This is a genomic window from Thermocrispum sp., from assembly GCF_002919275.1.
GTDB lineage: Bacteria > Actinomycetota > Actinomycetes > Mycobacteriales > Pseudonocardiaceae > Thermocrispum > Thermocrispum agreste.
Genome location: NZ_PKFA01000039.1, coordinates 17,842 through 43,331, shown reverse-complemented (window position 1 = coordinate 43,331; position 25,490 = coordinate 17,842). Strand labels below are relative to the sequence as shown.

Annotated in this window: 21 protein-coding genes; 13 read left to right on the top strand and 8 right to left on the bottom strand. The window is 71.9% G+C overall.

Features of this window, described 5'->3' with window-relative positions:
• Nucleotides 1-10: 10 nt before the first annotated feature.
• Nucleotides 11-1,321, bottom strand: a complete 1,311-nt coding sequence (locus CXP56_RS08740; RefSeq protein ID WP_286900681.1) for an SLC13 family permease — start codon at nt 1,319-1,321, stop codon at nt 11-13.
• A 176-nt stretch (nt 1,322-1,497) separates the two neighbouring features.
• Between CXP56_RS08740 and CXP56_RS08735 the strand changes: the two genes are divergently transcribed.
• From CXP56_RS08735 to CXP56_RS08720, 4 genes are all read left to right on the top strand, one after another.
• Entirely contained in the window at nt 1,498-2,214 is a 717-nt protein-coding gene (locus tag CXP56_RS08735; RefSeq protein WP_028846843.1) for a FadR/GntR family transcriptional regulator, read from the top strand.
• Nucleotides 2,215-2,463: 249 nt separating this feature from the next.
• Entirely contained in the window at nt 2,464-3,309 is an 846-nt protein-coding gene (locus CXP56_RS08730; RefSeq protein ID WP_028846842.1) for a glycoside hydrolase family 16 protein, read from the top strand.
• 35 nt (nt 3,310-3,344) lie between these two features.
• Nucleotides 3,345-3,701 carry a hypothetical protein gene (locus tag CXP56_RS08725; protein WP_051309822.1) on the top strand — a complete coding sequence of 119 codons (357 nt, stop codon included), beginning with the start codon at nt 3,345-3,347 and terminating at the stop codon, nt 3,699-3,701.
• 222 nt (nt 3,702-3,923) lie between these two features.
• On the top strand, nt 3,924-7,649 hold the full coding sequence (locus tag CXP56_RS08720; protein ID WP_286900680.1) for a BTAD domain-containing putative transcriptional regulator: 3,726 nt from the start codon (nt 3,924-3,926) through the stop codon (nt 7,647-7,649).
• 64 nt (nt 7,650-7,713) lie between these two features.
• Here the strand turns inward: CXP56_RS08720 and CXP56_RS08715 are convergent, their stop codons facing one another.
• On the bottom strand, nt 7,714-8,337 hold the full coding sequence (locus CXP56_RS08715) for a helix-turn-helix transcriptional regulator (RefSeq protein WP_286900679.1): 624 nt from the start codon (nt 8,335-8,337) through the stop codon (nt 7,714-7,716).
• A gap of 197 nt (nt 8,338-8,534) precedes the next feature.
• On the opposite strand from CXP56_RS08715, the gene CXP56_RS08710 reads away from it, so the two are divergent.
• Entirely contained in the window at nt 8,535-12,203 is a 3,669-nt protein-coding gene (locus CXP56_RS08710; RefSeq protein WP_286900678.1) for an ATP-binding protein, read from the top strand.
• Here CXP56_RS08710 and CXP56_RS08705 read toward each other — a convergent pair.
• Genes CXP56_RS08705 through CXP56_RS08690 form a run of 4 tightly spaced genes read right to left on the bottom strand, consistent with a single transcriptional unit; the run spans nt 12,146 to nt 16,723 of the window.
• On the bottom strand, nt 12,146-13,636 hold the full coding sequence (locus CXP56_RS08705) for a GH1 family beta-glucosidase (protein WP_084609008.1): 1,491 nt from the start codon (nt 13,634-13,636) through the stop codon (nt 12,146-12,148). The two genes, CXP56_RS08710 and CXP56_RS08705, sit on opposite strands and share 58 nt — an antisense overlap.
• Before the next feature lie 6 nt (nt 13,637-13,642).
• On the bottom strand, nt 13,643-14,539 hold the full coding sequence (locus tag CXP56_RS08700) for a carbohydrate ABC transporter permease (protein WP_084609007.1): 897 nt from the start codon (nt 14,537-14,539) through the stop codon (nt 13,643-13,645).
• A 2-nt stretch (nt 14,540-14,541) separates the two neighbouring features.
• Nucleotides 14,542-15,426, bottom strand: a complete 885-nt coding sequence (locus CXP56_RS08695; protein WP_028846839.1) for a carbohydrate ABC transporter permease — start codon at nt 15,424-15,426, stop codon at nt 14,542-14,544.
• Nucleotides 15,427-15,457: 31 nt separating this feature from the next.
• Complete coding sequence (locus CXP56_RS08690; protein ID WP_038044641.1) at nt 15,458-16,723, bottom strand: extracellular solute-binding protein; 1,266 nt, start codon at nt 16,721-16,723, stop codon at nt 15,458-15,460.
• Nucleotides 16,724-16,947: 224 nt separating this feature from the next.
• On the opposite strand from CXP56_RS08690, the gene CXP56_RS08685 reads away from it, so the two are divergent.
• Nucleotides 16,948-17,226, top strand: a complete 279-nt coding sequence (locus tag CXP56_RS08685; RefSeq protein ID WP_028846837.1) for a hypothetical protein — start codon at nt 16,948-16,950, stop codon at nt 17,224-17,226.
• A gap of 36 nt (nt 17,227-17,262) precedes the next feature.
• Here the strand turns inward: CXP56_RS08685 and CXP56_RS08680 are convergent, their stop codons facing one another.
• Nucleotides 17,263-18,024, bottom strand: a complete 762-nt coding sequence (locus CXP56_RS08680) for a DeoR/GlpR family DNA-binding transcription regulator (RefSeq protein WP_028846836.1) — start codon at nt 18,022-18,024, stop codon at nt 17,263-17,265.
• A gap of 237 nt (nt 18,025-18,261) precedes the next feature.
• Here CXP56_RS08680 and pfkB point away from each other — a divergent pair, with 237 nt between their 5' ends.
• From pfkB to ptsP, 7 genes are all read left to right on the top strand, one after another.
• The gene (gene pfkB, locus CXP56_RS08675) at nt 18,262-19,257 is read left to right on the top strand and encodes a 1-phosphofructokinase (RefSeq protein WP_245566565.1); all 996 of its coding nucleotides are present in this window, start codon (nt 18,262-18,264) and stop codon (nt 19,255-19,257) included.
• Between the two features lie 25 nt (nt 19,258-19,282).
• Nucleotides 19,283-20,428: a mannitol-specific PTS transporter subunit IIC gene (gene mtlA / locus CXP56_RS08670; RefSeq protein WP_028846834.1), complete on the top strand. Its 1,146-nt coding sequence runs from the start codon at nt 19,283-19,285 to the stop codon at nt 20,426-20,428.
• A 5-nt stretch (nt 20,429-20,433) separates the two neighbouring features.
• Nucleotides 20,434-20,742: a PTS lactose transporter subunit IIB gene (locus tag CXP56_RS08665; protein ID WP_028846833.1), complete on the top strand. Its 309-nt coding sequence runs from the start codon at nt 20,434-20,436 to the stop codon at nt 20,740-20,742.
• A complete protein-coding gene (locus tag CXP56_RS08660) occupies nt 20,732-21,181 on the top strand; it encodes a PTS mannitol transporter subunit IIA (RefSeq protein WP_028846832.1) in 450 nt (149 codons plus the stop codon). Before CXP56_RS08665 ends, CXP56_RS08660 begins: the two co-directional genes overlap by 11 nt.
• Nucleotides 21,178-22,224: a zinc-dependent dehydrogenase gene (locus CXP56_RS08655; RefSeq protein WP_028846831.1), complete on the top strand. Its 1,047-nt coding sequence runs from the start codon at nt 21,178-21,180 to the stop codon at nt 22,222-22,224. Before CXP56_RS08660 ends, CXP56_RS08655 begins: the two co-directional genes overlap by 4 nt.
• 100 nt (nt 22,225-22,324) lie before the next feature.
• A complete protein-coding gene (locus CXP56_RS08650) occupies nt 22,325-22,672 on the top strand; it encodes an HPr family phosphocarrier protein (RefSeq protein WP_028846830.1) in 348 nt (115 codons plus the stop codon).
• On the top strand, nt 22,669-24,348 hold the full coding sequence (gene ptsP, locus CXP56_RS08645; protein ID WP_028846829.1) for a phosphoenolpyruvate--protein phosphotransferase: 1,680 nt from the start codon (nt 22,669-22,671) through the stop codon (nt 24,346-24,348). The genes CXP56_RS08650 and ptsP overlap by 4 nt, the downstream gene beginning before the upstream one ends.
• A 98-nt stretch (nt 24,349-24,446) precedes the next feature.
• Here the strand turns inward: ptsP and CXP56_RS08640 are convergent, their stop codons facing one another.
• Nucleotides 24,447-25,100 carry a helix-turn-helix transcriptional regulator gene (locus CXP56_RS08640; RefSeq protein ID WP_084609006.1) on the bottom strand — a complete coding sequence of 218 codons (654 nt, stop codon included), beginning with the start codon at nt 25,098-25,100 and terminating at the stop codon, nt 24,447-24,449.
• Between the last annotated feature and the right edge of the window lie 390 nt (nt 25,101-25,490).

Here is a 25,490-nt window from a genome sequence, read left to right as displayed (position 1 = left end):
CACATTCCTCCTAGCCCCAGCCGGGGACGACGAGAACCAGCCAAGCGGCCAGCGGCGCCACCGCGACGACGATCGCGCCGTAGCCCATCAACTGTTTGAAGAAGCGGTCACGGTCGACGTTCTTGGCGTTGGCGAGCACCAGCGCGCCGTTGGTGGAGAACGGGCTGACGTCCACCATGGTCGACGCGACGGCGATCGCGGCCACCATGCCGATGGGGCCGATGGTGCCTTGCGCCAGGAACGGCAGGGCGAGCGGGATCAGCGCGCCCATCAGCCCGACCGACGAGGCGAACGCCGAGACGATGCCGCCGATGTAGCACAACAGCACGGCCGCCAGCAGCGGGATGCCGACGTTGCTGACCGCGTTGCCGACGTACTCGATCGTGCCGATCTCCTGCAGCACGCCGACGTAGGTGAGCACACCGCAGATCAGCAGCACGGTCGGCCAGGTGATCTCGCTGACCGCCTTCCTGGTGCTGTTCGGCCACAGCACGCTCAGCACCACGGCGATCGTGATCGCGGTCAGGCCGGCGTCCAGCTCGAACACCAGGGTGCTGACCACCAGTGCCACCAGGCCGAGCAGCGTGGCGATCTTCGGCGCGTCCAGCGGGATGCGGCGCTCGTGCGGCAGCGGGTCGTCCTGCCCGTCACCGCCGGAACCGGCCGACCCGCCGGACGGCACGTCCGAACCGGCGCCGACCTTGACCAGCTCCCGCCGCGGCAGCCTGGTGCCACCGAGCACCACGTACAGCACGGCCGCGATGGCGGTGTTCATGGTCAGCGACGCCAGGAACAGCACCGTCGGGCTGCCGGGCAGGTCGTTGCGCTCGACGATGCCGTTGACGATCGAGCCGTAGACGCTGATCGGGGAGAAGCCGCCGCCCTGCGCGCCGTGCACCACCATGGCACCCATCAGCAGCGGGCTGATGTCGTACCGGGCGGCGAACCCGAGGGCGATCGGGGCGACGATCGCGCACGCGGCCGGGCTGAGCGCGCCGATGGCGGTCAGGACCGCGGTGATCACGTACATCACCCACGGGATGAGCGCGATACGGCCGCCGACCAGGCGCACCGCGGCGCCGACCAGCCAGTCGGTCGTGCCATTGGCGCGGGCGATGGCGAACAGGTACGTGACGCCGACCAACACGACGAAGATGTCGCCGGGGAAGCCGGCGAAGATGCCGTCGGAATCCAGGCCACCGGCCAGCGTGCCGACCAGGAAGGCGCCCGCGAAGGCGAGCGCGCCCATGTTGATCGACAGCGTCGTGGCCAGCACGAAGATCACGGCGAGGACGAGGATCGAGATCATTTCCGCGGACACGACCGTCCTCCTTGACGTCGCCAACGGACTGGTGGCTGAGTGGATTAGTGGATGAGCCACTTTGTCTCGTGAGCGGCGTCACTGTCAAGGTCTCATTGGTAGAGTGGCTTATCCAGTTTGTCCGTGGTCGAGCGTCGGTACGCGCTGCGCCGATCGACGAGCGAAGGGTAGTTCCGGTGTCTGGGGCCCTGAGCCGGGTGAACCGGCTGCGGCTGTACGAGCAGGTCATCGAGCGCATCAAGGCGCATGTCGAGGAGGCGGGCCTGCGCGCGGGCGACAAGCTGCCCGGTGAGCGGGAGCTGGCCGAGCGGCTCGGGGTCAGCCGTGCATCGGTCAAGCAGGCCATCGTGGTGCTGGAGGTGCAGGGACTGGTCGAGTCCCGGCACGGCGGCGGCACCTACCTGCGCGCCGACCGGCTGGCCGTCGAGACGGTGGACGAGATGATGGCACGCCGCCGCAGGCTGCCCGAGGTGCTGGAGGCGCGCGAGGCGCTGGAGACGAAGCTGGCCGAGCTGGCCGCCATGCGGCGCACCGACGAGGACCTGGCCGCGATGGACGCCGCGCTGGAGCACATGGCGGCCGAGATCGAGGACGGCGGCTACGGCATCGAGGGCGACCGGCGGTTCCACGAGGCGATCACCGCGGCCGCGCGCAGCGGGCTGCTGGCCGAGTTCATGCGCTCGATCTCGGTGCAGATCGCCGAGAGCAGGAACGAGTCGCTGCGCCAGCCGGAGCGGCCGCACCAGTCCATGGCGCAGCACCGGGCGATCCTGGAGGCGATCCGGGCGGGCGACCCGGACAGGGCGGCCGAGGCCATGCGCACACACGTCCGGACGGTGGCCAAGGTGCGGCTGCTGGCGTGGGATCCGCAGGAAGGTGACGACCGCGGCTGACCACCGGATCGGGGGGTGTGGAACGCGGGGTATGCGACCGCGTGGCCGCATTTCCGGCCGGGCTGGAGCGGGCGGCCGTTGGCGAAGTCGCTTCCGGCCTGGCGCTCGCCCACGGTCATGCCGCGGGGCAACCGAGGGCAAACCTGCCGGGCCTTCGAGGCAAACCGCTAGGCTGCCAGCGCCGACGATCACCCGTCGGCTGGACAATCACGCTGCGCGCTGTCGACCTCGGGAAGGTGACCCGCCGCCATGCAATCGATCGGCCGCTCCGCGCTCGCGGTGATGAGCTCGTTGGTCATGACCGCCACGGTGTCCGCGCCGGTCACCGTGACGTCCGGGACGCCGCGCGCCTTGGCCGCCGACGTGGTGTTCTCCGACGAGTTCGACGCCCCTGCCGGCACCCCGGTGGACACGTCGAAGTGGTACTTCGACACCGGCGACAACCCCAGCAACGCGGAACGGCAGTACTACACCGACAGCACCCGCAACGCCGTGCACGACGGCAACGGCAACTTGGTCATCACCGCGCGCAAGGAAAACCCGGCGGACTACCGGTGCTGGTACGGCCGGTGCGAATACACCTCGGCCCGGCTGACCACCGCGGGCAAGTTCCGCACCACCTACGGGCGGTTCGAAGCCCGCATCAAGATCCCCCGCGGCCAGGGCATCTGGCCCGCGTTCTGGCTGCTGGGCGACAACTTCGGCCAGGTCGGCTGGCCGGACTGCGGCGAGATCGACATCATGGAGAACATCGGCAGGGAGCCGTCCACGGTGCACGGCACCATCCACGGACCCGGCTACTCCGGTGGCGGCGGGATCGGCGCGGCCTACACGCTGCCGAACGGTCAGCAGTTCGCCGACGACTTCCACGTCTTCGCCGTCGAGTGGTCACCGAACCGCATCGCATGGTCCGTCGACGGGCACGTGTACCAGGTGCGCACGCCCGCCGACCTCGGCGGTCGGCGCTGGGTGTTCGACCACGACTTCTTCCTCATCCTCAACGTGGCGGTCGGCGGGCACTGGCCGGGCGATCCCGACGGCAGCACCCAGTTCCCGCAGCGGATGCTGGTCGACTACGTGCGGGTCACGGCGTGACGGCGTCGACGAAGACGCGGCCAAGCCGCGCGACGATGTGGCGCGAGCAGGTGCTCTCCGGCGCGGGCTGCCTGCAGCGGGGCGACTGGCTGTGCCGGTCGTCGCTGTCCAGCCCGGCGGGCCGGTTCACCCTGACCCATCGGGACGACGGCGAGCTGCTCCTGGCCGACAGCACCGGCAAGCCGGTGTGGTCGGTCGGCAGCGCGGGCATTCCGGCGGGCGGCCTGACCCTGATGCTGGACGGGGACCTGGTGCTCTACGACGCAGGCGACTGGCCGGTGTGGTCCAGCGGCACCGCAGGCCAGCCGGTGGAGTGGCTGCTGGTCACCGACGACGGCAACGTGGTGCTGCTGGACGGCTCCTGCCGAATGCGCTGGCGAGCCGTCGGCTGAGCCGCCGCGAGCCAGCAGGCAGGCTTCCCGCCGGGCCGCCGGACCGGACGGCCGGGGTGCCCGGCGCGCCGTACTGAATCGAATCGAGCTTGCACTTTCTTGCACCCTTTCGTCGGGTCACGTCGAGGTGATCACCCGCTACACTCCGGCACGCCGGGACCAATGTTCACCGGATGGTGTGCCGGTGACGGGTTGACAAGTGCGGGCTGTCGGAGGGCTGGCATGGCACGCGGTGACGGACGGGGCGGCCAGCTGAGGGTGGACTTGCTCGGTCCGGTTCGTGCCCGTGCCGGGGACGTGGAGCTGTCGCTGGGGCCCGCCCGGCAGCGGGCGGTGTTCGCCACGCTGGCCGCGCGAGCCGGTGCGGAGGTCAGCCGCCGGGAGCTGATCGACGCGGTGTGGGGCGATGCGGCGCCGGCCAGCGCGGACGGCAGCGTCTACACCTACGTGTCCGGCCTGCGCCGGTGCCTGGCGCCGGCCGGTGAACCGTTGGAGAAGGGCCAGGGCGGCTATCGGTTGCGGCTGCCGCCCGGTGCGCTGGACCTGGCCGAGTTCGACCGGCTGCGCCAGGCCGCCGACCAGGCCGCGGCATCCGGGTCGCACCGCGAAGCCGCCGACACCTACACCGCCGCGCTGGGCCTGTGGCGCGGGGAGCCGTTCGGAGGCGTTCCTGGCCCGTTCGCCGAGCAGGAGCGGCAGCGGCTGCTCGAGCGGCGCATCGACGTGCACGAACGAAGGGCCGCCGCCCTGCTCGAGGTCGGCGAGCACGCCGACGTGGCCGCCGAGCTGGCCGCACTGGTGGCCGACCATCCGCTGCGCGAGTCACTGCGGGCGCTGTTGATGCTGGCGCTGTATCGCGACGGCAGGCAGGCCGAGGCGCTGGAGGTGTTCCACGACGCACGCCGGGTGCTCCAGCAGGAGCTGGGTGTCCGGCCGGGACCCGCCTTGCAGGAGCTCAACGACAGGATGCTGGCAGGCGACCCGGAGCTGGCCGGGCCCCGCCGCGAGCCCGCGAAGGTTTCCCCGCGAACGGAGGCCGCAGATGCGCCGGAGCCGGCCGGTGAGCCCGCTCCGTTGTTCGGACGGGACGAGGAGCTGAGGTTGCTGCGGGCCAAGGTCGACGCGCTGGTGGCAGGGCGCGGCCATTCCGTCTGGGTGGAGGGCGCGGCGGGCATCGGCAAGTCGGAACTGCTCGGCACCGCGCTGGCCGACGTCGAAGCACGCGGCTGCGCGCTGTCCTGGGCGGTCGCCGACGAACTGGCCCAGCGCTTCCCGTTGCAGGTCGTCCTGGAGTGCCTGGACATCGACGTGCATTCGCCCGATCCGCGCCGTGCGGCGCTGGCCAAGCAGTTGCAGGGCACCCAGCACACCGACCTGACCGGCGCTGCCGATCCCATGCTGGCGGCGGTGGACAGCCTGCTCTCCCTGGTCGACACGTTGTGCGCGGAAGCCCCGCAGGTGCTGGTGCTGGACGACATGCAGTGGGCCGACGAGGCCTCGGTGCTGGTGTGGCACCGGTTGTCGGCGGCCAGCCGCCAGCTGCCGCTGCTGCTCGTCGGGGCGGCCCGGCCCGCACCGAACCGGCCGGATCTGGTTCAGCTCCGGCAGCGGGTCAGCGCCCGCGGCCAAACCACGCTGACGCTGGCGCCGCTCGACCCGGCGGCGAGCCGGGAGCTGGTCGCGGCACGGGTGCGCGCCCGGCCGGGGCGCGGGCTGCTCGATCTGGCGGCCCGGGCGGAAGGCAACCCGCTGTACTTGCGGGAGATGGTCGACGGCCTGCTGCGCAGCGGCGCCATCGAGGTGGTCGACGGCGTGGCGGAGGTGGACGAGCGGGCCTACGAGCCGCCGACCTCGCTGATCGCCGCGATGGGCAGGACGTTGGACGGCGTCAGCGAAGCCACCCGCGACACGTTGCGCATGGCCGCCCTGCTGGGGCCGGAGTTCACCGTGGACGACGTCGCGGCGGTGACCCGTCGCACTCCTGCCGACCTGGTCGCGGTCTTCGAGGAGGCGGTTGCCGCCGACATCGTCGTCGACGCGGGCCTGCAGCTGCGGTTCCGGCACCCGCTGCTGCGTCAGGCGCTCTACGCCGACATCCCGGCGGCGATGCGGTCGGCGTTGCACCGGCAGGCGGCCGAAGCGCTGGCCGCGGGCGGGGCACCGGTGCGCCGGGTGGCCGAGCAGCTGATCGCCGCCCCGAACGCGATCGACGCCTGGGTCGGGGAGTGGCTGGTCGCGAACAGCGCCGAGCTGGCGCACAGCGCCCCGCACATCGCAGTCGACCTGCTGCAGCGGGTGGTCGACATTCCGACGCTGCACGCCCGGCACCGGGAACTGCTCAGCGAGGCGCTGGCCAAGGTGCTCTTCCGCCTGGCGCGCGATCCCGAGACGACGCTGCAACGGGTACGGCAGGCCATCGAGCTGTCCACCGAACCGGAGCGGACCGCCGAGCTGCACCAGCTGTACGCGGCGATGCTGCATCGCAGCGGGCGGACCGCGCTGGCGCAGGAGGTCATCGCCGAGTCCATGGCCGACCCGGAGCTGCCGGACATCTGGCGTTCGCGGCACCTGGCGCTGCTGGTGAACTTCCGGCGCGGCGATCTGTCCGACATGGACGCCGCAGAGGCCGACGCGCGAGCGGCGTGCGCGACGGCGGAGCGCACCGGGGACGCCTACCTGTTGGCACACGCGCACCAGACGCTGTGGCAGATCTGCTCGCTGCGACGCGACCACGAAGCGGCGCTGCGCCACGTCGACCGGGCGCTTGAGGTGGTGCGCGACCGGCCCGACCTGGCCGACATCCACTTCGATCTGCTGGACAACCGGATGTTCACGCTGCAGAACCTCGACCGGCTGCCCGAGGCACGCGAGGCGCTGCGGTCGGCGCGCGAGATCTCCGTGCAGCACTCGCTGCCCAGCGGACTGCAGGTGTCGGCGGCGGTGCACTACTACTGGGAAGGCCGCTGGGACGAGGCGATGGCCGAGCTGGACACGGTCATCGAGGACGGGCCGGAGATCTCGTTCTACGGTCTGCGGGAGCCGGGACCCGCTGCGCTGCTGCTGCACGGCGTGGCGGCGCTGATCGCCGGGCACCGGGACGACCGGGGGCGCGCGGCCAACCACCTGGACGCCGCCGCGGTGCACGACCCCACGACCCGCTCCGAGCGGGAGAGCGTCGACTTTTTGCTGGTGGCGCAGGCGTTGGCGGCCGAACAGGCAGGCGAGCCGCGGCGGGCGCTGGCCATCCTCTCGCCGATCCTCAACGTCGACTACGCGCAGATGATGCTGCGGCATCAGTGGTTGCCGGGCATCGCGCGGCTCGCCCGGCAGCTCGGTGACGAGGAAGCGGCGCGCGCTGCGCTGGCGGCGTGCGAGTACGAAGCGGATCGGGAGAAGGTGCCCGCCAGGGCCGCGGCCGCCCTGCAGTGGTGCCGAGCGCTCATCGACCGGGACGCCGAGGCGGGCAGCGCGGTGGTGACGCACCATCGCGCCGCGGGCCGGGTCGTCGAGCTGGCCTGGGCCTTGGAGGACCTGGCCGAGTTGCACGCGGAAGCGGGCAGGCCGGAGCGGGCAAGGGAGTGCCTGCGGGAGGCGGTCGAGATCTACCGCGGGCTGGCCGCCAGGTGGGACCAGCGCCGGGCGGCGGATCGCCTGGCCGCCTACGACGTGCACGTCGGCCAGGTGGACAGCGTGCCGCGGCCGCGCGCGGGCTGGGAGTCGCTGTCGCCGGTGGAGCGGCGGATCGCCGAACTGGTCTCGCGTGGCAAGTCCAATCCGGAGATCGCCACCGAGCTGTTGCTGCCGCGACGTACCGTGCAGGCCCACGTGGTGCGGATCCTGCGTGCGCTCCGGCTGGAGTCGCGTGCCGCGCTGGCCGAGCAGCTCCCGCAGCTGGTGCTCGCCGAGCGGGAGCCGAAGCCGCGCAGCCCCGCCGAGTCGATCCGCTGACCGGCTGCGCGGGACGTGCCTGCCGCGTTCTTCTTCCGCCGCGCCGGGACTCGGGACGCCGTGGTCAGATCACGTCGGCTCGCAGTGCGTGTGCCACCGCATGCGCCCGGTTGCGCAGGTTCAACCGGTTGGTCAGGCCGTGCAGCACGTTCTTCACCGTGCGCTGGGAGTAGCACAGCTTCTCCGCGATCTCGGCGGTGTCCAGGCCCTCGGCCATCAGGCGCAGCACGTCGGCTTCGCGGGGGGTGATGCCGGACGAGCTGAGCCCGCGTGGCGCCAGCACTTCCCGGTGCAGCTTCTCGAAGTGCCGCAGCAGGCTGCCCAGCAGGCGCGGTGGGAGGAGGCCGCCGCCGTTGGCGGCGGTCAGCACCGCCTGGACCACGCGCTCGTCCGGTGCCGCGGTCCGCGGGACGACCGCGACGACCTTCCGCTCGATGACGTGCAGCAGGTCGGTTTCGGACAGCTCCCTGACCAGCAGCACGACCGGGCGGCCCGCGGTGTCGGCCCACCTGCGCAGCATGGTCAGCGTCGGCGCGTTCAGCTCGTCGATGGCTGCCACGATCACGTCGGCGTCCCCGGGCGGCGGGTCGTCCAGCACGCTCAGCTCGCCGCGTTCGCGCAGACAGCCGCGCAGACCGGCCTCGGTGAGCGGGTCCGAGGCGAAAATCGCCACCCGTACGTGCGCCATTGCCGTCCCTCCACGGGTCGCCATACGACATCTCGCGTCCGGTGTCCTGCGGTGCCCGCAGTCTGCCCGCAGTGTCCTCCGCGAAGTCTTCACGACACCTTCATGAAATTTCTTCACAATTTGGCGGAGGTTCTGCCCGGCGCCTTCCCGGCCGCTGTGGGCTGGGCCATACTGAACCGGCCGCGGAGGGGGACGAGATGCCGGAGGAACAGCGCGGACTGGACATCGAGCTGCTCGGTCCGTTGCGCGTCCGCCGTGGCGAGCAGGTGCTCGACCTCGGCTCGGGCCGCCGTCGTGCGGTCTTCGCCGTGCTCGCGATGCGCGCCGGGCAGACGGTCAGCCGGGCGGAGCTGATCGAGGCGGTGTGGGGTGACGATCCGCCCGCCACCGTGGAAGGCAGCCTCTACACCTACGTCTCGGACTTGCGCCGCGTGCTGGAGCCGCGCCGGTCACGGTGGTCCAGCGGGGAAGTGCTGGTCTCGGCGGGCGGCGGTTACGAGCTCCGGGTCGATCCGGCGCGCATCGACGTGGTGCGGCTGGAGCACATGCGCGAGCGCGCCGCCCAGTGTGCGGCCGAGGATCGCTGGCAGGAGGCCTACCGGCTGCTGTCCGACGCATTGGCGTTGTGGCGGGGCGAAGCGCTGGCGGACGTCGGCGGGCCGTTCGCCGCCCGGCACCGAGCTCGGCTGGCGGAGATCCGGCTGGCGACGGTGGAAAGCCGGGCGGAGGCCGCGCTGGCCGCCGGGCGGGCCGAGGAGGTGGTCGACGAGCTGCGCAGGCTGGTCGCCGAGCATCCGACCCGGGAACGGACCCGCGGCCTGCTGATGTCGGCGCTGCACGCCGGCGGCCGCAGCGAGGAGGCGCTTGCGGTCTACGCGGACGCGGAGCGGGTGCTGGCCGGCGAACTGGGCATCGAACCGGGTCCGGCACTGCGCTCGGTGCGTGAGGCGATCCAGCAAGACATGCGGTCGCTCTCGCCGTGGCAGGACGCCGGCTTGCGGCCGTCGGCTCCGGCGCCGTTCGTCGGCCGTGCGCAGGCGATGGCGGCATTGCGGGACCACCTCGTCCGGCTCGCCGAGGGACGGGGCGGAGCGGTGTGGGTCGAGGGCGAGCCGGGGTGCGGGAAGACCGCGCTGCTGGCCGCCGTGCTGGACCACGCCGGCCACGCCTGCCCGGTCGTGTGGGCCGCGGGGGACGAGCTGAGCGGCCGGTTCCCGCTCGGCATGCTGCTGGAAGCCTTCGGCGTGGACGCCAGGTCGCCGGATCCGCAGCGCCGGGAGCTGGCTCGCGAGCTGCGTCAGCGGGACGGGGCGCGACGGACCGGGGACGCCGAGCGCATCGCCATCGAGCGGCTGCTTGCCATCGTGGACCAGCTGTGTGCGCACCGGCCGCTGGTCGTGGTGCTGGACGACGTGCAATGGGCGGACGAAGCGTCGTTGTTGGCCTGCCACCGTCTGGTGCGCATGACGCGGCGGGCCCCGTTGCTGGTGCTGGCGGCGGCCCGGCCGGTGCCTCGCCGCGACGCGGTCGACCGGGTGCGCGCGGCGTTCGGCGGTCCGGTGCGGATACCGCCGTTGGATCAGGACGAAGTCGCCGACCTGGTGTGCGCGCTGGCCGGTGCCGAGCCGTCGGTGACGCTGCTCGACGTGGTGGCCGGGGCGGTGGGCAATCCGCGGCTGATCCACCTGATGATCGACGGGCTGCGGCGCGCAGGCGGGCTGCGCGTCGACGACGGCCTGGCCGAGGTGGACCGTGATGCGGTCCCCCGGGCGCTGGGCTGGGTGTCGGCCGAGTTGACCGGCCTGCTCGGCTTTCTGGGCGAACCCGCACGCGACGTGCTGCGCTGGGCGTCGCTGTTCGGGCAGGAGTTCGACCTCGGTGAGGTCGCCGCCGCGACGGCCCGTCCGGTGTCCGACCTGATCGGCCCGGTCGAGGAGGCGGTCGCGGCCGGGGTGCTGCGGGACGCGGGCGACCGGTTCGCGTTCCGTCACCCGCTGGTGCGGCAGGCCCTGCACGAGGCCATGCCGAAAGCGGTGCGCGTGGCGCTGCATCGGCAAGCCGCCCGCACCTTGGCTGCCGCCGGCAGCGATCCGGACCGGGTGGCGCAGCAGTTGCTTGCCGCCCCGGTGGAGCCCGACGCATGGACGATCGACTGGCTGCTCCAGCACAGCGACACCGTCGCCCGCCGGTCCCCGGAACTGGCGGCCGACCTGCTGGAACGTGCGGTGCGGGTGGTCGTGGCCGACGAGCGTACCCGGGAAGTGCTGACCGCACGGCTCGCCCGGCTCCGGTTCTGGCTGGGAAGACGGGCCGACGCGGAGGCGCGGGCGGTGCTGGCGATGACCACGGATGCCGGTACCGCTGCGGAGATGCGCCTGCTCTTGGCCTATCTGGACGCGGTGCGCGGGGTGCCGGGGCAAGCCTGCCTGACGCTGCGTTCGGCCGCCGACGACGCGGACGTGCCGCCGCGATGGCGAGCGCAACAACGGATGCTGCTCGCCTCGATCGAGCGCCCAGGGTGCGAAGACCTGGCGGACGCCGAGAACGATGCGCGCGCGATGTTGCAGCATGCCGGGGCGGATCCGCTGGACACCGTGCACGCGCTGCGGCGGCTGTGGCAGGTGGAGTCGGCCCGCGGCAGGCATCGGCAAGCACTGCACCACGTCGACGCCGCCCTCGCCGCCGTGCGTGATCATCCGGACCTGGTCGATGTGCACGTGAGTCTGCTCGACGATCGCGTCGCCACCCTGCATGCGCTCGATCGCTTCGACGAAGCGGACCGGTGCATGGCGGAAGCCCGGCAGCTGATCGTGCGCCGGGACGGCCGCGGCTCGGCCGGGCTGCCGGTGCCCGCCGCGGTGCACGCGTTCTGGCTCGGCCGGTGGGACCAGGCGATCGTCGAGCTGGACGCCGTGCCGCAGGCGGCGTCCGAGGTGACCCTGTACGGGCTGCGCCGCAGGGGAGCGATCGTGCTGCGGCACGGCATGACCGCCCTGATCGCCGGCCTGCGTGACGACGAGCGTCAGCTGGAGAATCACCTGCGGGCCGCCGCCGACCTCCCGTTCTCCGTCGGGGCCGAGAAGGACCACGCCGAGTTCCTGATGGCCGCTCGTGCGCTCGCCGCCGAACGGCGCGGCGAGCTGGAGGAGGCGCTGGCGGCGCTGCAGCCGATGCTGGAGCTCGATCGGCCGTGGGCGGCGCGCCATCAGTGGCTGCCCGCCGTGGTCCGGTTGGCGCTGCGAGCCGGGCGCACCGATCTGGCGCAGGACGTGTGCGAGGTGGCTGAGGCGGGGAAGCGGCAGGAGGACGCCCCGGGACGGGCCACGGCGGCAGCGACGTGGTGCCATGGGCTGCTCGCCACCGAACCGGACGAGCTGGCGGCATTGGCCAGCCGGTTCCAGCAGGCCGGGCGGCGGTACGAATACGCGATGGTGCTGGCCGACGCCGCCGAGCTGTTCGCCAGGACCGGCCGGGAAGCCGAAGCCCGCAGCGCACTCCGCGACAGCCTGCTGGTCGCCACGGATCTCGGCGCCGCGTGGTGCGTGGCGCGGGCCGAGGAACGCCTCCGCCCCTACGGCCTGCGCAGGGCGGAAGTGCTGCGCAGGCCCGATGCGGCCGACTCGTTGTCCCCGCTGGAGGTCACCGTGGCCGAACTGGTCGCCGACGGCTGGCCGGACGACGACGTCGCGCACCGGTTGTCGCTGTCCCGGCAGGCGGTGCGCAAGCACGTCGAGCGCATCCAGCGGGTGCTCGGAGTGACCACCCGGCTGGGCATCACCCGCGCGGCCGTCGCCGCGCACCGGGCGGCTCAGCCGAGCGCGACCAGCCCCCAGCGTTCCCGGTCCACCACCGGACGGCGGCGGTAGGTGCCCGGGTCCGGGTCGGCCACCGAGGCGGGCAGCATGTTGGACCTGGCCACCTCGGAGAACATCCACCCGCTGTCCTTCACCCGCCGCCGCTGCGTCGCGAAGTCGACGTGCACGATGCCGAACCGCTGGCTGAAGCCCATCGCCCACTCGAAGTTGTCCAGCAGCGACCACACCAGGTAACCCCGCACGTCCGCGCCGAGCTGCAGCGCCCGGTGCACCGCGCGGATGTGCTCGGCCAGATAGCGCGTGCGCTCGGCGTCGTGCACCCGGTCGCCGATCACCTCGTCGGCGAACGAAGCGCCGTTCTCGGCGACGATCAGTGGGACGTCGCAGCGCTCGGACACCGACAGCAGCAGATCGGTCAGCGCATCCGGGTCCTGCTCCCAGCCGAATCCGGTGAGCCTGCCGCGCGGTGGCAGCGTGTCGACCCCGCGCACACCCGGCAAGTCGCACGTGCCGCGGGCGGTGGGGTCACCGGACGGCGCATACCGGGTCGGGCCGTAGTAGTTGACGCCGAGGTGGTCGATCGGGGTGGCGATGACGTCCAGGTCGCCGTCCTGGATCGCCGGTTCCAGCGCGTCGAGGAACGCGATGTCGGCCAGCACGTCCGGTGGGTATCCGGCGCCCAGCACCGGGTCGAGGAACAGCCGGTTCTGCATGCCGTCGACCTTGCGCGCGGCCTCCCGGTGTTCCGGGTCGTCCCTGGCGATGAGGATCGAGCCGAGGTTGAACACGATGCTCACCCGCAGCGGGCCGGTGGCAGCCGCGCGCAGCGACCGGGTGCCCAGCCCGTGCGCCAGCAACAGGTGATGCGCGGCCCGCAGCGCGGCGGCCTCGTCCCGGATGCCCGGCGCGTGGATCCCGGTGCCGTAGCCGAAGTAGGCCGAGCAGAACGGCTCGTTGATCGTCGTCCAGTCGGTCACCCGGTCGCCGAGCACCCGGTAGACCGCCTCGGCGTAGTCGGCGAAGCGCAGCGCGGTGTCCCTGGCAGGCCACCCGCCCTCGTCCTGCAGCGCCTGCGGCAGGTCCCAGTGGTACAGGGTGGCGATCGGCTCGATGCCGTGCTCGAGCAGCTGGTCGACCAGCCGGTCGTAGAAGCCGAGGCCCGCGGCGCTGGTGGTGCGGCCGTCCGGCTGCACCCGTGGCCAGGCGACCGAGAAGCGGTAGCAGGGCAACCCGAGCTCGGCCATCAGCCGCACGTCGTCGGCGTAGCGGCGGAAATGGTCGCAGGCCTGCTCGCCGGTGTCGCCGTTGAGGATCGCCCCCGGCTTGGCGGCGAACGTGTCCCAGATCGACGGGCCGCGGCCGTCCACCGTGGTGCTGCCCTCGATCTGGTACGCGGCGGTGGCCGCGCCCCACCGGAAACCCGCGGGGAACGTCAGGCCGTGTGGTGACGTGCTCGCGCCGCTCGGCCGGGTCACCGCAGTCATCCCGCCTCACCTCACGCCTCGTCCCGCGCCGTGCATGATCCCGGTGACGATCCGCCGTGCCAGCAGCACGAAGACCGCCAGTACCGGAAGCACGCCCAGTGTGGCACCGGTGAGCATCAGCGCGTAGTCGGTGAAGTAGCCGCTGGCCAATTCGGACACCACGACCTGCACGGTCGGACTGTCCACCGGGTCCAGCACGATCAGCGGCCAGAAGAAGTCGTTCCACGCGGACATGAACGTCAGCATGGCCAGCACCACCGCTTGCGGCCGGACCGCGGGCAGCACCACGTGCCAGATCACCCGCAGCAGCGAGCAGCCGTCCAGCCTGGCGGCGTCCACCACGTCCCGGTCCACCGCCTCCTCGCATGCCTGGCGCATCCAGAACACGCCGAACGCGCCGGCCAGCGCGGGCACGATCACCGCTTCCAGCCTGCCGTACCAGCCGAGATCCGACACCACCAGGTACAGCGGGACGACGCCGAGCTGGGCCGGGATCATCGCGGTGCCCAGCACCAGCAGGAACAGCGTGTTGCGGCCGGGGAAGCGCAGGTGCGCGAACGCGAACCCGGCCAGTGTCGAGATGGCCACGTTGGCCGCTGCCACCGTGCTCGCCACGATCAACGAGTTCTGCATGGCGAAGGCGAAGTCGACCGTGGTGACCACCCTGGCCAGGTTGTCCGGGAAGTGGGGCCCCGGCACCAGGGAAGGGAGTCCGGACGCGGCAGCTCCCTCGCTGCTGGCGACGACGAACGACCAGTACAGCGGGAAGATCGACGCGGTGCCGACGGCGACCAGGACGGCGTAGGCCCACCAGCGCACCGGGCTGCGGGTGGAGCCGGACGCGTCCCGGGTCCGGCGCGTGCTCTGCCGGTCCCTGACCTGCCTGGTCACCGTCGCGGTCATGGTCAGCTCCTTGCCACCATGCGCCGGACCAGGCCGAAGTTGACCAGCACCACGATGCCCGAGACGGCCACCACGGCCCAGGCCACCGCGGCCGCGTACCCCGCGTCGTAGTCGGTGAACCCGCGCTCGTACAGGTACATCACCAGAGTCTGGAACTGCCGGTCGGTGCCCCCGGTGCCCGCGGTGCCCAGCGGGTCGAACAGCTGCGGCTCGGTGAACAGCTGCAGGCCACCGATGGTGGAGATGACCACCGTGAACAGGATGGTGGGCCGGATGCCGGGGACGGTGATCGACCAGAACGCGCGCCAGCGGGACGCCCCGTCCAGCGCGGCGGCGTCGTAGCGCTCCTGCGGGATCGACTGCATGGCGGCCAGGTACAGCAGGGCGTTGTACCCGGTCCAGCGCCAGATGACCATCACGGAGACGGCCAGGTGGGCCGCCAACCGGTCGCCGTGCCAGTCGACCGGATCGAGCCCGAGCGACTGCAGCACCGCGTTCACGGTGCCGCTGGTGTCCCCGAACAGCTGCCCGAACACCAGCGCGACCGCCACCACGGAGACGACGTTGGGCAGCAGCACGCCCGCCCGCCACCAGGTGGCAGCCCGCAGCGGACGGTTGAGCAGCGCGGCAAGTCCCAGCGCGGCCAGCAGCTGCACCACGGTGGACAGCAGGAAGATGCTCACCGTGTTGCCCAGCGCGTTGTAGAAGCGCCAGTCGGACAGCAGCCGGAGGTAGTTGCCCGTCCCGGTGAACGATCGCGGGCCGTCCAGCAGATGCCAGTCGTGCAGCGAGACCCACGCGGTGAACAGCATCGGCAACAGGCCGAACACCGCGAACACGACGAGGAACGGCGCCAGCAGCAGGTAGCCGGCGGCGCGCCCGCCCATGGGCGCGTGCTTCGCCGCAGGTCCGGTCAGGTCAGCCTCCTTCCAGCGCCTCGCGGCCCTGCTCGACCGCTTCCCGGAAGGCCTCCGGCACGCCGAGCGCTCCTTCCTCGATCCGGCCGAGCGCGGCGTCGAAGCGCGGCCGCACCTTGGCGTCGTCGACACCGCGGAACGTGGGCCGCAGCTTGTCCGCCGCCGCGGCGTAGATCTTGCCGACCGGGGCGTTGGAGAAGTACTCGTCCCGGCGGGACCGGATGGCCGGGTCGCGGTACACCTCGGGGCAGCTGGGCAACAGCCCGGTGGTGAGGAACGAGCGGCGCTGTTGTTCCGGCGCGGTCAGCCATTCGGCGAGTCGGTACGCCTGGCGGGCGTGCTTGGTCTGCGCCGGGATCGCCAGGTAGGAGCCGCCGCGGTTGCCCGTGCCCCCCGGGACCGTCGCGATGTCCCATCTGCCTTCCCCGTGCGGGCCTGCCGCGTTGCGGATCAACGCGAGCATCCACGACGGGCAGGACACCGTGGCCACCTTCCCGGAGCGGATCGCCGTGCTCCACTCCTGGGTGAACGGCTGCACCTTCGCGGTGTGGCCGCGGGCGCCCAGCAGGCCCGCGAGGGTGAACGCCTGCTTCAGCCGCTCGTTCCTCCCGGCGACGTAGGAGCCGTCGGTGGCGAAGTAGTTGTGGTCCAGCTGGCTGACCATCGACTGGAACACGTTGGCCGCGGAGTCGGTGAAGTGCACGCCGTCCGGTGCCGATGCCGCGAACTGCTCGGCCACCCCGGCGAACGCGCGCCAGGTCGGCCACAGCCGTGCGACGGCCTCCCGATCGGTCGGCAGGCCCGCGGCGGCGAACAGGTCCCGCCGGTAGCACATGGCCAGCCCGCCCATGTCGGTGCCGAGACCGATGACCCTGTCGCCGGCCAGCCCGCCTGCCCACTTCCACTCCGCCCAGCGGCTGCGCAGCTTGTCCGCCCCGAACGTGCTCAGGTCGACGAACTTGTCCGCGGCCTGCCGCATGCTGGGCAGGTATTGCTCCTCGATGGCCACCACGTCCGGCGCTCCCCGGCCGGTACCCAACGCGGTGGCCAGCGCCTTGTGATGGCTGTCGAAGTCGGTGACCCGGGTGACGACGGTGATGCCGGGATTCTCCCGCTCGAACGTCTCGACCAGCTCCCGGTAGCCGAACTCGCCGAACGTGGCCAGGGTGAGGCGGATGGTGCCGGACTCGCCGGAGCAGCCGCAGGACAGCACCAGCACGAGGAGCAGCGCGGCGGCCAGGCGGCTGATGCGCAGCGGTGCACTCATCGACGAGCCTCTCTCCCGCGGCGTGCCGAGCGATTCTGCCACGGACACCCGGTCTGCGGCGGTGTTCGCGCGCGTGCGCGCGCGCAAGGTCGGCCCTTTCGGGCACATCCGCGGTACCGTCGATTTTCACTCGCCGCGCCGGGCGGCCCCCACGGTGGTGCCCGGGGCATAGTGGTCGTCTCAGGTCGTCTCGGGCCGCTCCCGGCCGGCGGAAGGAGGGGGCGATGAGCGCGTCGCCACGAGGGCTCAGTCCGCACCGCCTCCTGGCCGACCGGCTGGCCAGGCAGATCGAGCTGCTGCAGCTGTCGGTGGACCAGCAACGGGACGCGCAGGCCGGTGAGCGCTACCTGGACGTGCTGGCCGGGCTCAGCCGGGGAGAGGAAGCGTTGCGGGCGCTGGATCGCAACGACCTGCCCGCCTGCCTCGACCATCTGCGGGCGTCGCTCGAGCTGCTGGAACGGGCCCAGCTGGACGGCCTGACCGGTCCCTTCATGGCCAGGTGAGCCACGTGTGGCCGCACGCCGGGCTGGGCGGAGGGGTCAGGCCTGGACGACCTTCGGCCCCGCCGCTTCGATCTCGGCCGCCACCTCGTCGTCGATGCCGCTGTCGGTGATGAACGTGTCCACCTGCGACAGCTCGCCGAAGCGTGCGAAGTGGTCGTTGCCCACCTTGGTGTGGTCGGCCAGCAGCACCACCCGCCGCGCGGCCGCGATGGCCGCCCGCTTCACCATCGCCTCGGCGGGATCGGGCGTGGTCAGGCCGCGTTCCACGGACAGGCCGTTGGTGGCGATGAAGGCCACGTCCACGTACGTCTCGTGCAGCGCGTGCAGTGCCCAGCCGTCCACCATCGCCATCGTCCGGCCACGCAGCCTGCCGCCGACCATCATCAGCGTCAGGTTCCGGCGGGTGCTCAGCGTCGAGGCGATGATCAGCGAGTGGGTCACCACCGTGAGCTCACGGTCGGTCGGCAGGATGTTCGCCAGGCGGGCCGTGGTGGTGCCCGCGTCCAGCAGGATCGCGCCGCCCGGCGGGATCTCCGCCACCGCCGCCTTGGCGATTCGCTCCTTCTCCTCGGTCATCACGGTGTCCTTGGCGGACACGGCCGGTTCGAAACCCAGCCGCTCGACCGGGATCGCCCCGCCGTGCACCCGCCGGACCACGCCATGCCGCTCCAGCGCGGTCAGGTCGCGCCGCACCGTCTCGGTGGTGACGTTGAACTCCTGCGCCAGCGCGGTCACGTCGACCCTGCCGTGGCTGCGAGCTCGCTCCAGGATCAGCTGTTGGCGCTCCTCGGCATACATCGCAGCTCCGTGTGTGATTCGCGGTGAGGTTCTGTGAGTTTACGTGGTGTTACTGCACCGTACCACCGCAACGGACCCGCCGCTTGGCCGAACGGGCAACCCGCAATGTCCGCGTCTACCAGGCAATACAAACTAAATCAATCCGATGCAACAAAAAACTATGCGAAACCCTTGTAAACACAGATCTGCGGTGCTACGGTCGGTCCACCCACGAGGGCGAGGACCGGAGGAGGCAGCGTGGGAGGAGCGGTTCCTGAGTCGTACGGCGACCGGGACACGTCGGGGCGGACGATCCTCACCGTCACCCTGAACCCGAGCGTGGACCGCACGGTCGAGGTGCCCAGCCTGAAGCGGGGCGGCCTGGTCCGTGCGATCGGCGGGCACGTCGAGGCGGGCGGCAAAGGCATCAATGTCACCAGGGCGCTGGCGGCGCATCGCATCCCGTCGTGCGCCGTGGTGGCCGTCGGCGGTGCGGAAGGCAGGCACCTGGCCGCGATGCTGGAGGCCGACGACATCCACTCGGTGCTCATCTCGGTCGCCGAGCCCACCCGGTCGAACATCAGCGTGGTGGAGCCGGACGGCACCCTCACCAAGATCAACGAACGCGGCGCCGCGCTCACCGAGGAGGAGCTCGCCCAGATCCGCGACGGCGTCATCAGCCAGCTGCCGACGGCCGCTTGGGTCGTGGTGGCCGGGAGCGTCCCGGACGGTGTCCCGGACTCCTACTACGGCTCACTGGTCCGCGAGCTGCGCGCGCACGACGTCAAGGTCGCGGTCGACACCAGCGGGCCTGCGCTGTCCGCCGCCATCGCCGAAGGGCCCGACCTGGTGAAACCGAACCGAGCCGAGCTGCAGGAAGCCACCGGCCGGGAAGTGCTCACCGTCGGCGACGCCGTGGCGGCCGCCCGCATGCTGCAGCAGGCCGGTGCCCGCTCGGTGCTGGCCAGCCTGGGCCCCGACGGCGCCGTGCTTGTCGAGCCGGGCGGTGCGGCCTGGCACGGCGAAGCCGTCGCCCAGCCACGCAGTTCGGTCGGCGCGGGCGACGCCATGCTGGCCGGCTTCCTGGCAGGCGGGGCCAGCGGCCCGCGGGCGCTGACCGCCGCACTCGCCTGGGCGGCCGCCGCGGTGTCGCTGCCCGGCACCCGCATGCCGACACCCGAGGACGTCACCACCGACGTGGTGACCATCCACCCCACGATCGCGGCCGACCGGCTCCTGGTCGACCACAACTAACTGCTCACCGACGGCAGGAGAGACCATGACTCGAGCAGACGAGGCACCGTCGCCTACTTCGTCCGGCCCGACCGAGAGCACGCTGTCCCGGCTCAAGACCAAGGTGCAGCGTTTCGGCGGCAACTTGGCCGCGATGGTCATGCCCAACATCGGTGCGTTCATTGCGTGGGGCCTGATCACCGCGCTGTTCATCCCGTCCGGCTGGTGGCCGAACGAGACCCTGGCCAAGCTGGTCGGCCCGATGATCACGTTCCTGTTGCCGGTGCTGATCGGCTACACCGGCGGCAGGCTGGTGCACGACCAGCGCGGTGGCGTGGTCGGCGCGGTGGCCACCGTGGGTGTCGCGGTCGGCAGCGACGTGCCGATGTTCCTCGGCGCGATGATCGTCGGACCGCTCGGCGGCTGGCTGATCAAGCTGTTCGACACCAAGATCGGCCACCGCACCAGCTCGTCGTTCAAGATGCTGGTGGACAACTTCAGCGCGGGCATCATCGGTGGCGCGCTGGCGGTGCTCGGCATGCTGGGCATCGGGCCGGTGGTCCGCACGCTCACCGAGTGGCTGGGCAGCGGCGTGCAGTTCCTGGTGGACAGCGGCCTGTTGCCGCTGGCCTCGCTGATCATCGAGCCGGCCAAGGTGCTGTTCCTGAACAACGCCATCAACCACGGCGTGCTCGGCCCGCTCGGCGCGGCCGAGGCGGCCGAGTCCGGCAAGGCCATCCAGTTCCTGATGGAGACCAACCCCGGGCCCGGCCTGGGCATCCTGCTGGCCTGCCTGCTGTTCGGGCCGCGGATGATGCGCGCGTCCGCCCCCGGCGCGATGATCATCCACTTCTTCGGCGGCATCCACGAGATCTACTTCCCGTACGTGCTGGCCCGGCCGCGGCTGATCCTGGCCGCCATCGCCGGTGGTGCGGCAGGCGTGCTGACCTTCGTCGTCTTCGAGGCGGGCACCACCGCCACCCCGGCTCCCGGCAGCATCATCGCCCTCATGGCGGTCACCCCGAAGGGTGGGCACCTGGGCGTGCTGGCGGGCGTGGCGATCGCGACCGTGGTGTCGTTCCTGGTGGCCGCCGTGCTGCTGGGCTTCGGCCGCGCGGAGAAGGCTCGTGAACTGCAGGAACAAGTCGCGGCGGGCGGACAGGTCGACGGCAACGCGAAGCAGAAGGGCTGAACGTCATGAGCACATTGGACGCATCCACCATCAAGAAAGTCGTCGTCGCGTGCGACGCGGGCATGGGCAGCAGCGTCATGCTGGCCGGCCAGCTGTCGTCGTCGCTGGCCCCCTACTCGGTGAAGGTGCAGCACTCGCCGGTGAATCAGATCCCCGACGACGCCGACCTGGTGCTGTGCCAGCAGGGGCTGGTCTCCAGGGCCAAGGCGGTCAAGCCGGACAAGCCGGTGCTCGGCTTCACGATGTTCCTCGGCGACCCGGTGTTCGACAAGCTGCAGAAGGCGATTCGGGACGGCGGTCAGCTTGAGTACTGACACCCTCACCGCAGACGCCATCCGGTTGGGCGCCACGGCGGCCGACCGCGCCGAGGCGATCGAGCAGTGCGGACGTCTGCTGGTCGACCTCGGCGCGGTCGACGAACCGTACGTGGCCGCGATGCACGAGCGGGAGCAGGTCGTCTCCACCTTCGTCGGCGAAGGGGTGGCCATCCCGCACGGCACCAACGAGGCACGCAAGTACGTGCGGCGCACTCAGCTCGCGGTCGTCCAGTTCCCGGACGGCGTCGACTGGGGCGCCGGCACGGTGCACCTGTGCGTGGCGATCGCGGCCTCGGGCAGCGAACACGTCGAGGTTCTCGCGGCGCTGTCGAAAGTGTTGATGGACTCGGACAAGGCGGCCGTGCTGCGGTCCGCCACCGACGCGGCGACGGTCCTGTCGCTGCTGGGCAACGATCAGCAGGAGGCTCACGCATGAAGGTCGCCCGGTTCTACGCGCCAGGCGAGATCAAGCTCGAGGACGCACCCGAGCCCAGCCCGGGCCCGGGCGAGGTGAAGCTGCGCGTGCGCAACTGCTCCACCTGCGGCACCGACGTCAAGATCTCCCGGCACGGCCACCACCACATCGTCCCGCCACGGGTGATCGGCCACGAGATCGCCGGTGAGATCGTCGAGCTCGGTGACGGCGTCACGGGCTGGTCGGTCGGCGACCGGGTGCAGGTGATCGCGGCGATCCCGTGCGGCGAGTGCGTCGAATGCCGGGCAGGGTGGCCGACCATCTGCCCGAACCAGGAATCGATGGGCTACCACTACGACGGTGGTTTCGCCGAGTACATGATCGTGCCGCGCAAAGTGCTCGCGGTCGACGGTCTCAACCGGATCCCGGACGGCCTGTCGTTCGAGGAGGCCTCCGTCGCCGAGCCGCTGGCCTGCGTGCTCAACGGCCAGGAGCTGGCCGGTGTCGGCGAAGGCGACACGGTCGTCGTGGTCGGTGCCGGGCCGATCGGCTGCCTGCACGTGCGGCTGGCCCGCTCGCGCGGGGCCAAGCACGTCACGCTGGTCGAGCTGAACGCCGAGCGGCTCAAGGTGGCCGCCGACCTGGTCGAGCCGGACGCGGCGATCTGCTCGGCGGAGACCGACCCGGTCGACGAGGTGCTGAAGCTGACCGACGGCCGCGGCGCCAGCGTGGTGATCACCGCCGCAGCGTCCGGCAAGGCGCAGGAGGACGCGCTGCGGATGGTGGCCAGGCGGGGCCGGATCAGCTTCTTCGGCGGTCTGCCCAAGGACAACCCGATCATCGCGTGCGACTCGAACCTGGTGCACTACCGCGAGCTGACCATCGTCGGTGCGAACGGGTCCAGCCCGGCGCACAACAAGCGCGCGCTGGAGCTGATCGCCAGTGGCGAGGTCCCGGTCGCCGACCTGATCACGCACCGGCTGCCGCTGGAGAGCGTGCTGGAGGCGATCGAGACCGTGGCCGACGGCCGCGCGATCAAGGTGACCGTCGAGTCGTCGCGGTGACCTTCGGTGGCTCGTGGCACACCAGGAACTGCCACACCGGTCCGTGACAAGCACAGGCAGCCAGACAAGCACCGGAGAAGTTAGGGAAGAAGGAATCACCATGGCCGGCACCACGTTCCAACTCGAGGTCACGGTCGGCTCCCGGGTCGGCTTGCACGCCCGGCCGGCGGCCGCCGTGGCGGGCGCGGCCGCCGAGGCGGCGAAGCGCGGCGTCGGGATCCGCATCGGCCGTCCGGGCGCCGACCCGGTCGACGCGGCGAGCATCCTCGCCCTGATGAGCCTGGGCGCCAAGCACGGCGAGCAGGTCGTGCTGTCCACCGACGCCGCCGACGCAGAGCAGGCCGAGCGCGAGGTGCGGCAGCTCGCCGAGCTGATCGCGCGCGACCTGGACGCCCCGGACGCCGGCGCGGCGTCCGCTGCCGACAGCAAGGAGCCTGCGCAGTCGTGACCGCCACCGAACCACGGGTGTTGACCGGCCTGGCCGCCAGCCCCGGCCTCGCCGTGGGCCCCGCCCGCCGCATGGTGCCGCCGCCGGAACTGCCGACGACCGAGCCGAGCGTGACCGACCGGGACGCCGAGCTGCGCCGGGCGATCGAGGCGCTGGACGAGGTGGCCGACGAGCTGGAGGAGACCGCAGGGCGGGCCTCCGGGGAAGCGGCGGGCGTGCTGGCGGCGCAGGCGATGATGGCCCGCGACGTGAGCCTGCGTGGCTCGGTGCAGCGCGCCGTCGAGTCCGGCCGCGCCGCGCCGTGGGCGGTCCGGGCCGCGATCGGCGAGGCCCAGGAGATGATGCGCGCCGCCGGCGGCTACCTCGCCGAGCGGGTCAGCGACCTGGAGGACCTGGCCAACCGGACGATCGCGAAGTTGCTCGGCGTGGCCATGCCCGGCTTGCCGCAGCCGGAGGACCCGGACGAGGCCTACGTGCTGTTCGCGGGTGATCTGGCCCCGGCGGACACCGCGACGTTGCCGGTGGAGAAGGTGCTGGCCATCGTGACCGAACGCGGCGGCCCGACCGGGCACAGCGCGATCATCGCGCGGGCGGCGGGCATCCCCGCCGTGGTGAGCTGCCCGGGCGCGGCCGACGTGGCCGACGGGGAGACGGTCGTCGTGCGGGTGGAAGTCGGGGAGACCGCCGAGGTGATCCGGTACCCCACCGACGACGAGGTGCAGGCGGTGGAGCGGGAACGCACCGAGCTGGCTGCCCGGCTGGCCGGCAGCAAAGGCCCGGGCAGCACCGCGGACGGGCACCGGGTCCAGCTGCTGGCGAACGTCGGCTCGGTGGACAACCTGAGCGCGCTCACCGGCGACTCCGACGCCGAAGGTGTCGGGCTGTTCCGCACCGAGGTGCTGTTCCTGGACCGGGCCTCCGCGCCGGGCATCGACGAGCAGCGCGAGGCCTACCGCACGCTGCTGGCCGCGCTGCCCGGGCGGGACGTGGTGATCCGCACGCTGGACGCGGGCTCGGACAAGCCGCTGGCGTTCGTGCAGCTCGGCGACGAGCCGAACCCCGCGCTCGGCGTTCGGGGCTACCGCACCGCCGCGGTGCAGCCGCGGCTGCTGGACGACCAGCTCGCGGCCATCGCGTCGGCGGCCGGGGAAACCGAGGCCAACGTGCGGGTGATGGCACCGATGATCTCCACCCCGGACGAGGCGGCGGCGTTCGTCGAGCAGGCGCGCAAGCACGGACTGTCCAGCGTGGGCGTGATGATCGAGGTGCCTGCGGCGGCGCTGCGGATCGACGAGATCGCCGAGGTGGTGGACTTCGTCAGCATCGGCACCAACGACCTGGCGCAGTACACGTTCGCCGCCGACCGCACCCTCGGCGACGTCGCGCACCTGCTCGACCCGTGGCAGCCCGCGTTGCTGCAGCTGATCGCCCGGGTGGCAGGCGCGCTGCGCCGGCTCGGCAAGCCGGTCAGCCTGTGCGGGGAAGCGGCCGCCGATCCGCTGCTCGCCCCGGTGCTCGCCGGGTTCGGTTTCACCAGCCTGTCGATGGCGCCGACGGCCATCCCCGCCGTGCGGGCCGCGCTCGCCGAGGTCACGTTGGACGAATGCCGCCGCCGAGCCGACCGGGTGCTTGCCGCGGCGACACCGGTGGACGCCAGGGCGGCGGCGAAATCCTGACCGGAACCGGGTCTTTCCTGACGCGCTCCCCGGCGCAGGCAGGGCCGCGACCCAGCGGCTCCTGCCACGTGATGTGGCCGCGATGCGGGCCGGTGGTCCTACAGCACCCCGGCCCGCATCGCGTATGCGACCGCGTGTGTCCGGTTGCGCAAGTTCAGCCGCTCGAGCAGGCCGTGCACGATGTTCTTCACCGTACGCTCGGAATAGCACAGCTTGGCGGCGATCTCGGCGGTGTCGCACCCCTCGGCGAGCAAACGCAGCAGGGCACGTTCCCGCGGTGTCAGCTGCGGCGCGTTCTCCCCGCCCGGCTGCAGCAGGCCGCGCTGGATCCGGTCGAGTTGTTCGACCAGCCGCACCGTCTCCTCCTCGGGAGGCAACGGTCCGGTCGCGGCGGAGCGCACGGCCTGCCGCAGCTCCTCCCCGGTCAGCCCGGCGGCGGGCAGCACGGTGATCACCCGGTACCGCACCGCCGACGGCACATCGAGGCCCTCCAGCTCGTTGAGCACCAGCACGGTGCGCGCCCTGCCGAACTTGGCGATCTTGGCCAGCATCTCGTTCGTCTTGGCGTCCACCCGCTCCGCCACCACCACCGCCACGTCGGCCTCGGCCAGCCGCAGCGGCGGCAGGACGACGATCTCGGGGACGGTCTTGCCCGCGCCGGAGGTGTCCGTCCGTTCCCCGGACACCAGGTGGATGACGCCGCGCTGTCGCCACGGGTCGGTCGCGCACACCGTCAGGGCAAGACGTTTCATGGCTCCTCCGCGCATGCCGTCCGGTTGTCACGGTCAGCATCCGCGAACGACCTTCACGAAAACTGTTCGGATCTTCACCGCGGCGTGAAGGGTTCGGTGGACCGGTCGCGTGATCCGGCCGGCGGGTGATGGGGCCGTTCAGCCGGCGCGTCGTTCGTTTGTGTTCGTTCGTCTCCGGCTGCCGCCGGACAATCTCGGCGTGCGGTCGGCCTTGGTCGTCCGGGCAGGCGTCTGACCAGCGCTTTCGCCGGCACCTCTGAAGGCTGCGAGTCCACTGTGACCCTGGAGGGCTGCGAGTCCACTGTGGATGTGCCGGGCGCGTCATGCCGGACAGGTGAAGGGCCCGCCAGGTGCGCTGTGCACCCCGGCGGGCCCTTGGCGCCCGTGCTC

What these genes read in the sequence shown, in the direction of transcription:
- CXP56_RS08730 (WP_028846842.1), top strand. Translation starts at nt 2,464, where the DNA reads ATGCAATCGATCGGCCGCTCCGCGCTCGCGGTGATGAGCTCGTTGGTC.
- CXP56_RS08725 (WP_051309822.1), top strand. Translation starts at nt 3,345, where the DNA reads ATGTGGCGCGAGCAGGTGCTCTCCGGCGCGGGCTGCCTGCAGCGGGGC.
- CXP56_RS08720 (WP_286900680.1), top strand. Translation starts at nt 3,924, where the DNA reads ATGGCACGCGGTGACGGACGGGGCGGCCAGCTGAGGGTGGACTTGCTC.
- CXP56_RS08715 (WP_286900679.1), bottom strand. Translation starts at nt 8,337, where the DNA reads ATGGCGCACGTACGGGTGGCGATTTTCGCCTCGGACCCGCTCACCGAG.
- CXP56_RS08710 (WP_286900678.1), top strand. Translation starts at nt 8,535, where the DNA reads ATGCCGGAGGAACAGCGCGGACTGGACATCGAGCTGCTCGGTCCGTTG.
- CXP56_RS08705 (WP_084609008.1), bottom strand. Translation starts at nt 13,636, where the DNA reads ATGACTGCGGTGACCCGGCCGAGCGGCGCGAGCACGTCACCACACGGC.
- CXP56_RS08700 (WP_084609007.1), bottom strand. Translation starts at nt 14,539, where the DNA reads ATGACCGCGACGGTGACCAGGCAGGTCAGGGACCGGCAGAGCACGCGC.
- CXP56_RS08695 (WP_028846839.1), bottom strand. Translation starts at nt 15,426, where the DNA reads ATGGGCGGGCGCGCCGCCGGCTACCTGCTGCTGGCGCCGTTCCTCGTC.
- CXP56_RS08690 (WP_038044641.1), bottom strand. Translation starts at nt 16,723, where the DNA reads ATGAGTGCACCGCTGCGCATCAGCCGCCTGGCCGCCGCGCTGCTCCTC.
- CXP56_RS08685 (WP_028846837.1), top strand. Translation starts at nt 16,948, where the DNA reads ATGAGCGCGTCGCCACGAGGGCTCAGTCCGCACCGCCTCCTGGCCGAC.
- CXP56_RS08680 (WP_028846836.1), bottom strand. Translation starts at nt 18,024, where the DNA reads ATGTATGCCGAGGAGCGCCAACAGCTGATCCTGGAGCGAGCTCGCAGC.
- mtlA (WP_028846834.1), top strand. Translation starts at nt 19,283, where the DNA reads ATGACTCGAGCAGACGAGGCACCGTCGCCTACTTCGTCCGGCCCGACC.
- CXP56_RS08665 (WP_028846833.1), top strand. Translation starts at nt 20,434, where the DNA reads ATGAGCACATTGGACGCATCCACCATCAAGAAAGTCGTCGTCGCGTGC.
- CXP56_RS08655 (WP_028846831.1), top strand. Translation starts at nt 21,178, where the DNA reads ATGAAGGTCGCCCGGTTCTACGCGCCAGGCGAGATCAAGCTCGAGGAC.
- CXP56_RS08650 (WP_028846830.1), top strand. Translation starts at nt 22,325, where the DNA reads ATGGCCGGCACCACGTTCCAACTCGAGGTCACGGTCGGCTCCCGGGTC.
- CXP56_RS08640 (WP_084609006.1), bottom strand. Translation starts at nt 25,100, where the DNA reads ATGAAACGTCTTGCCCTGACGGTGTGCGCGACCGACCCGTGGCGACAG.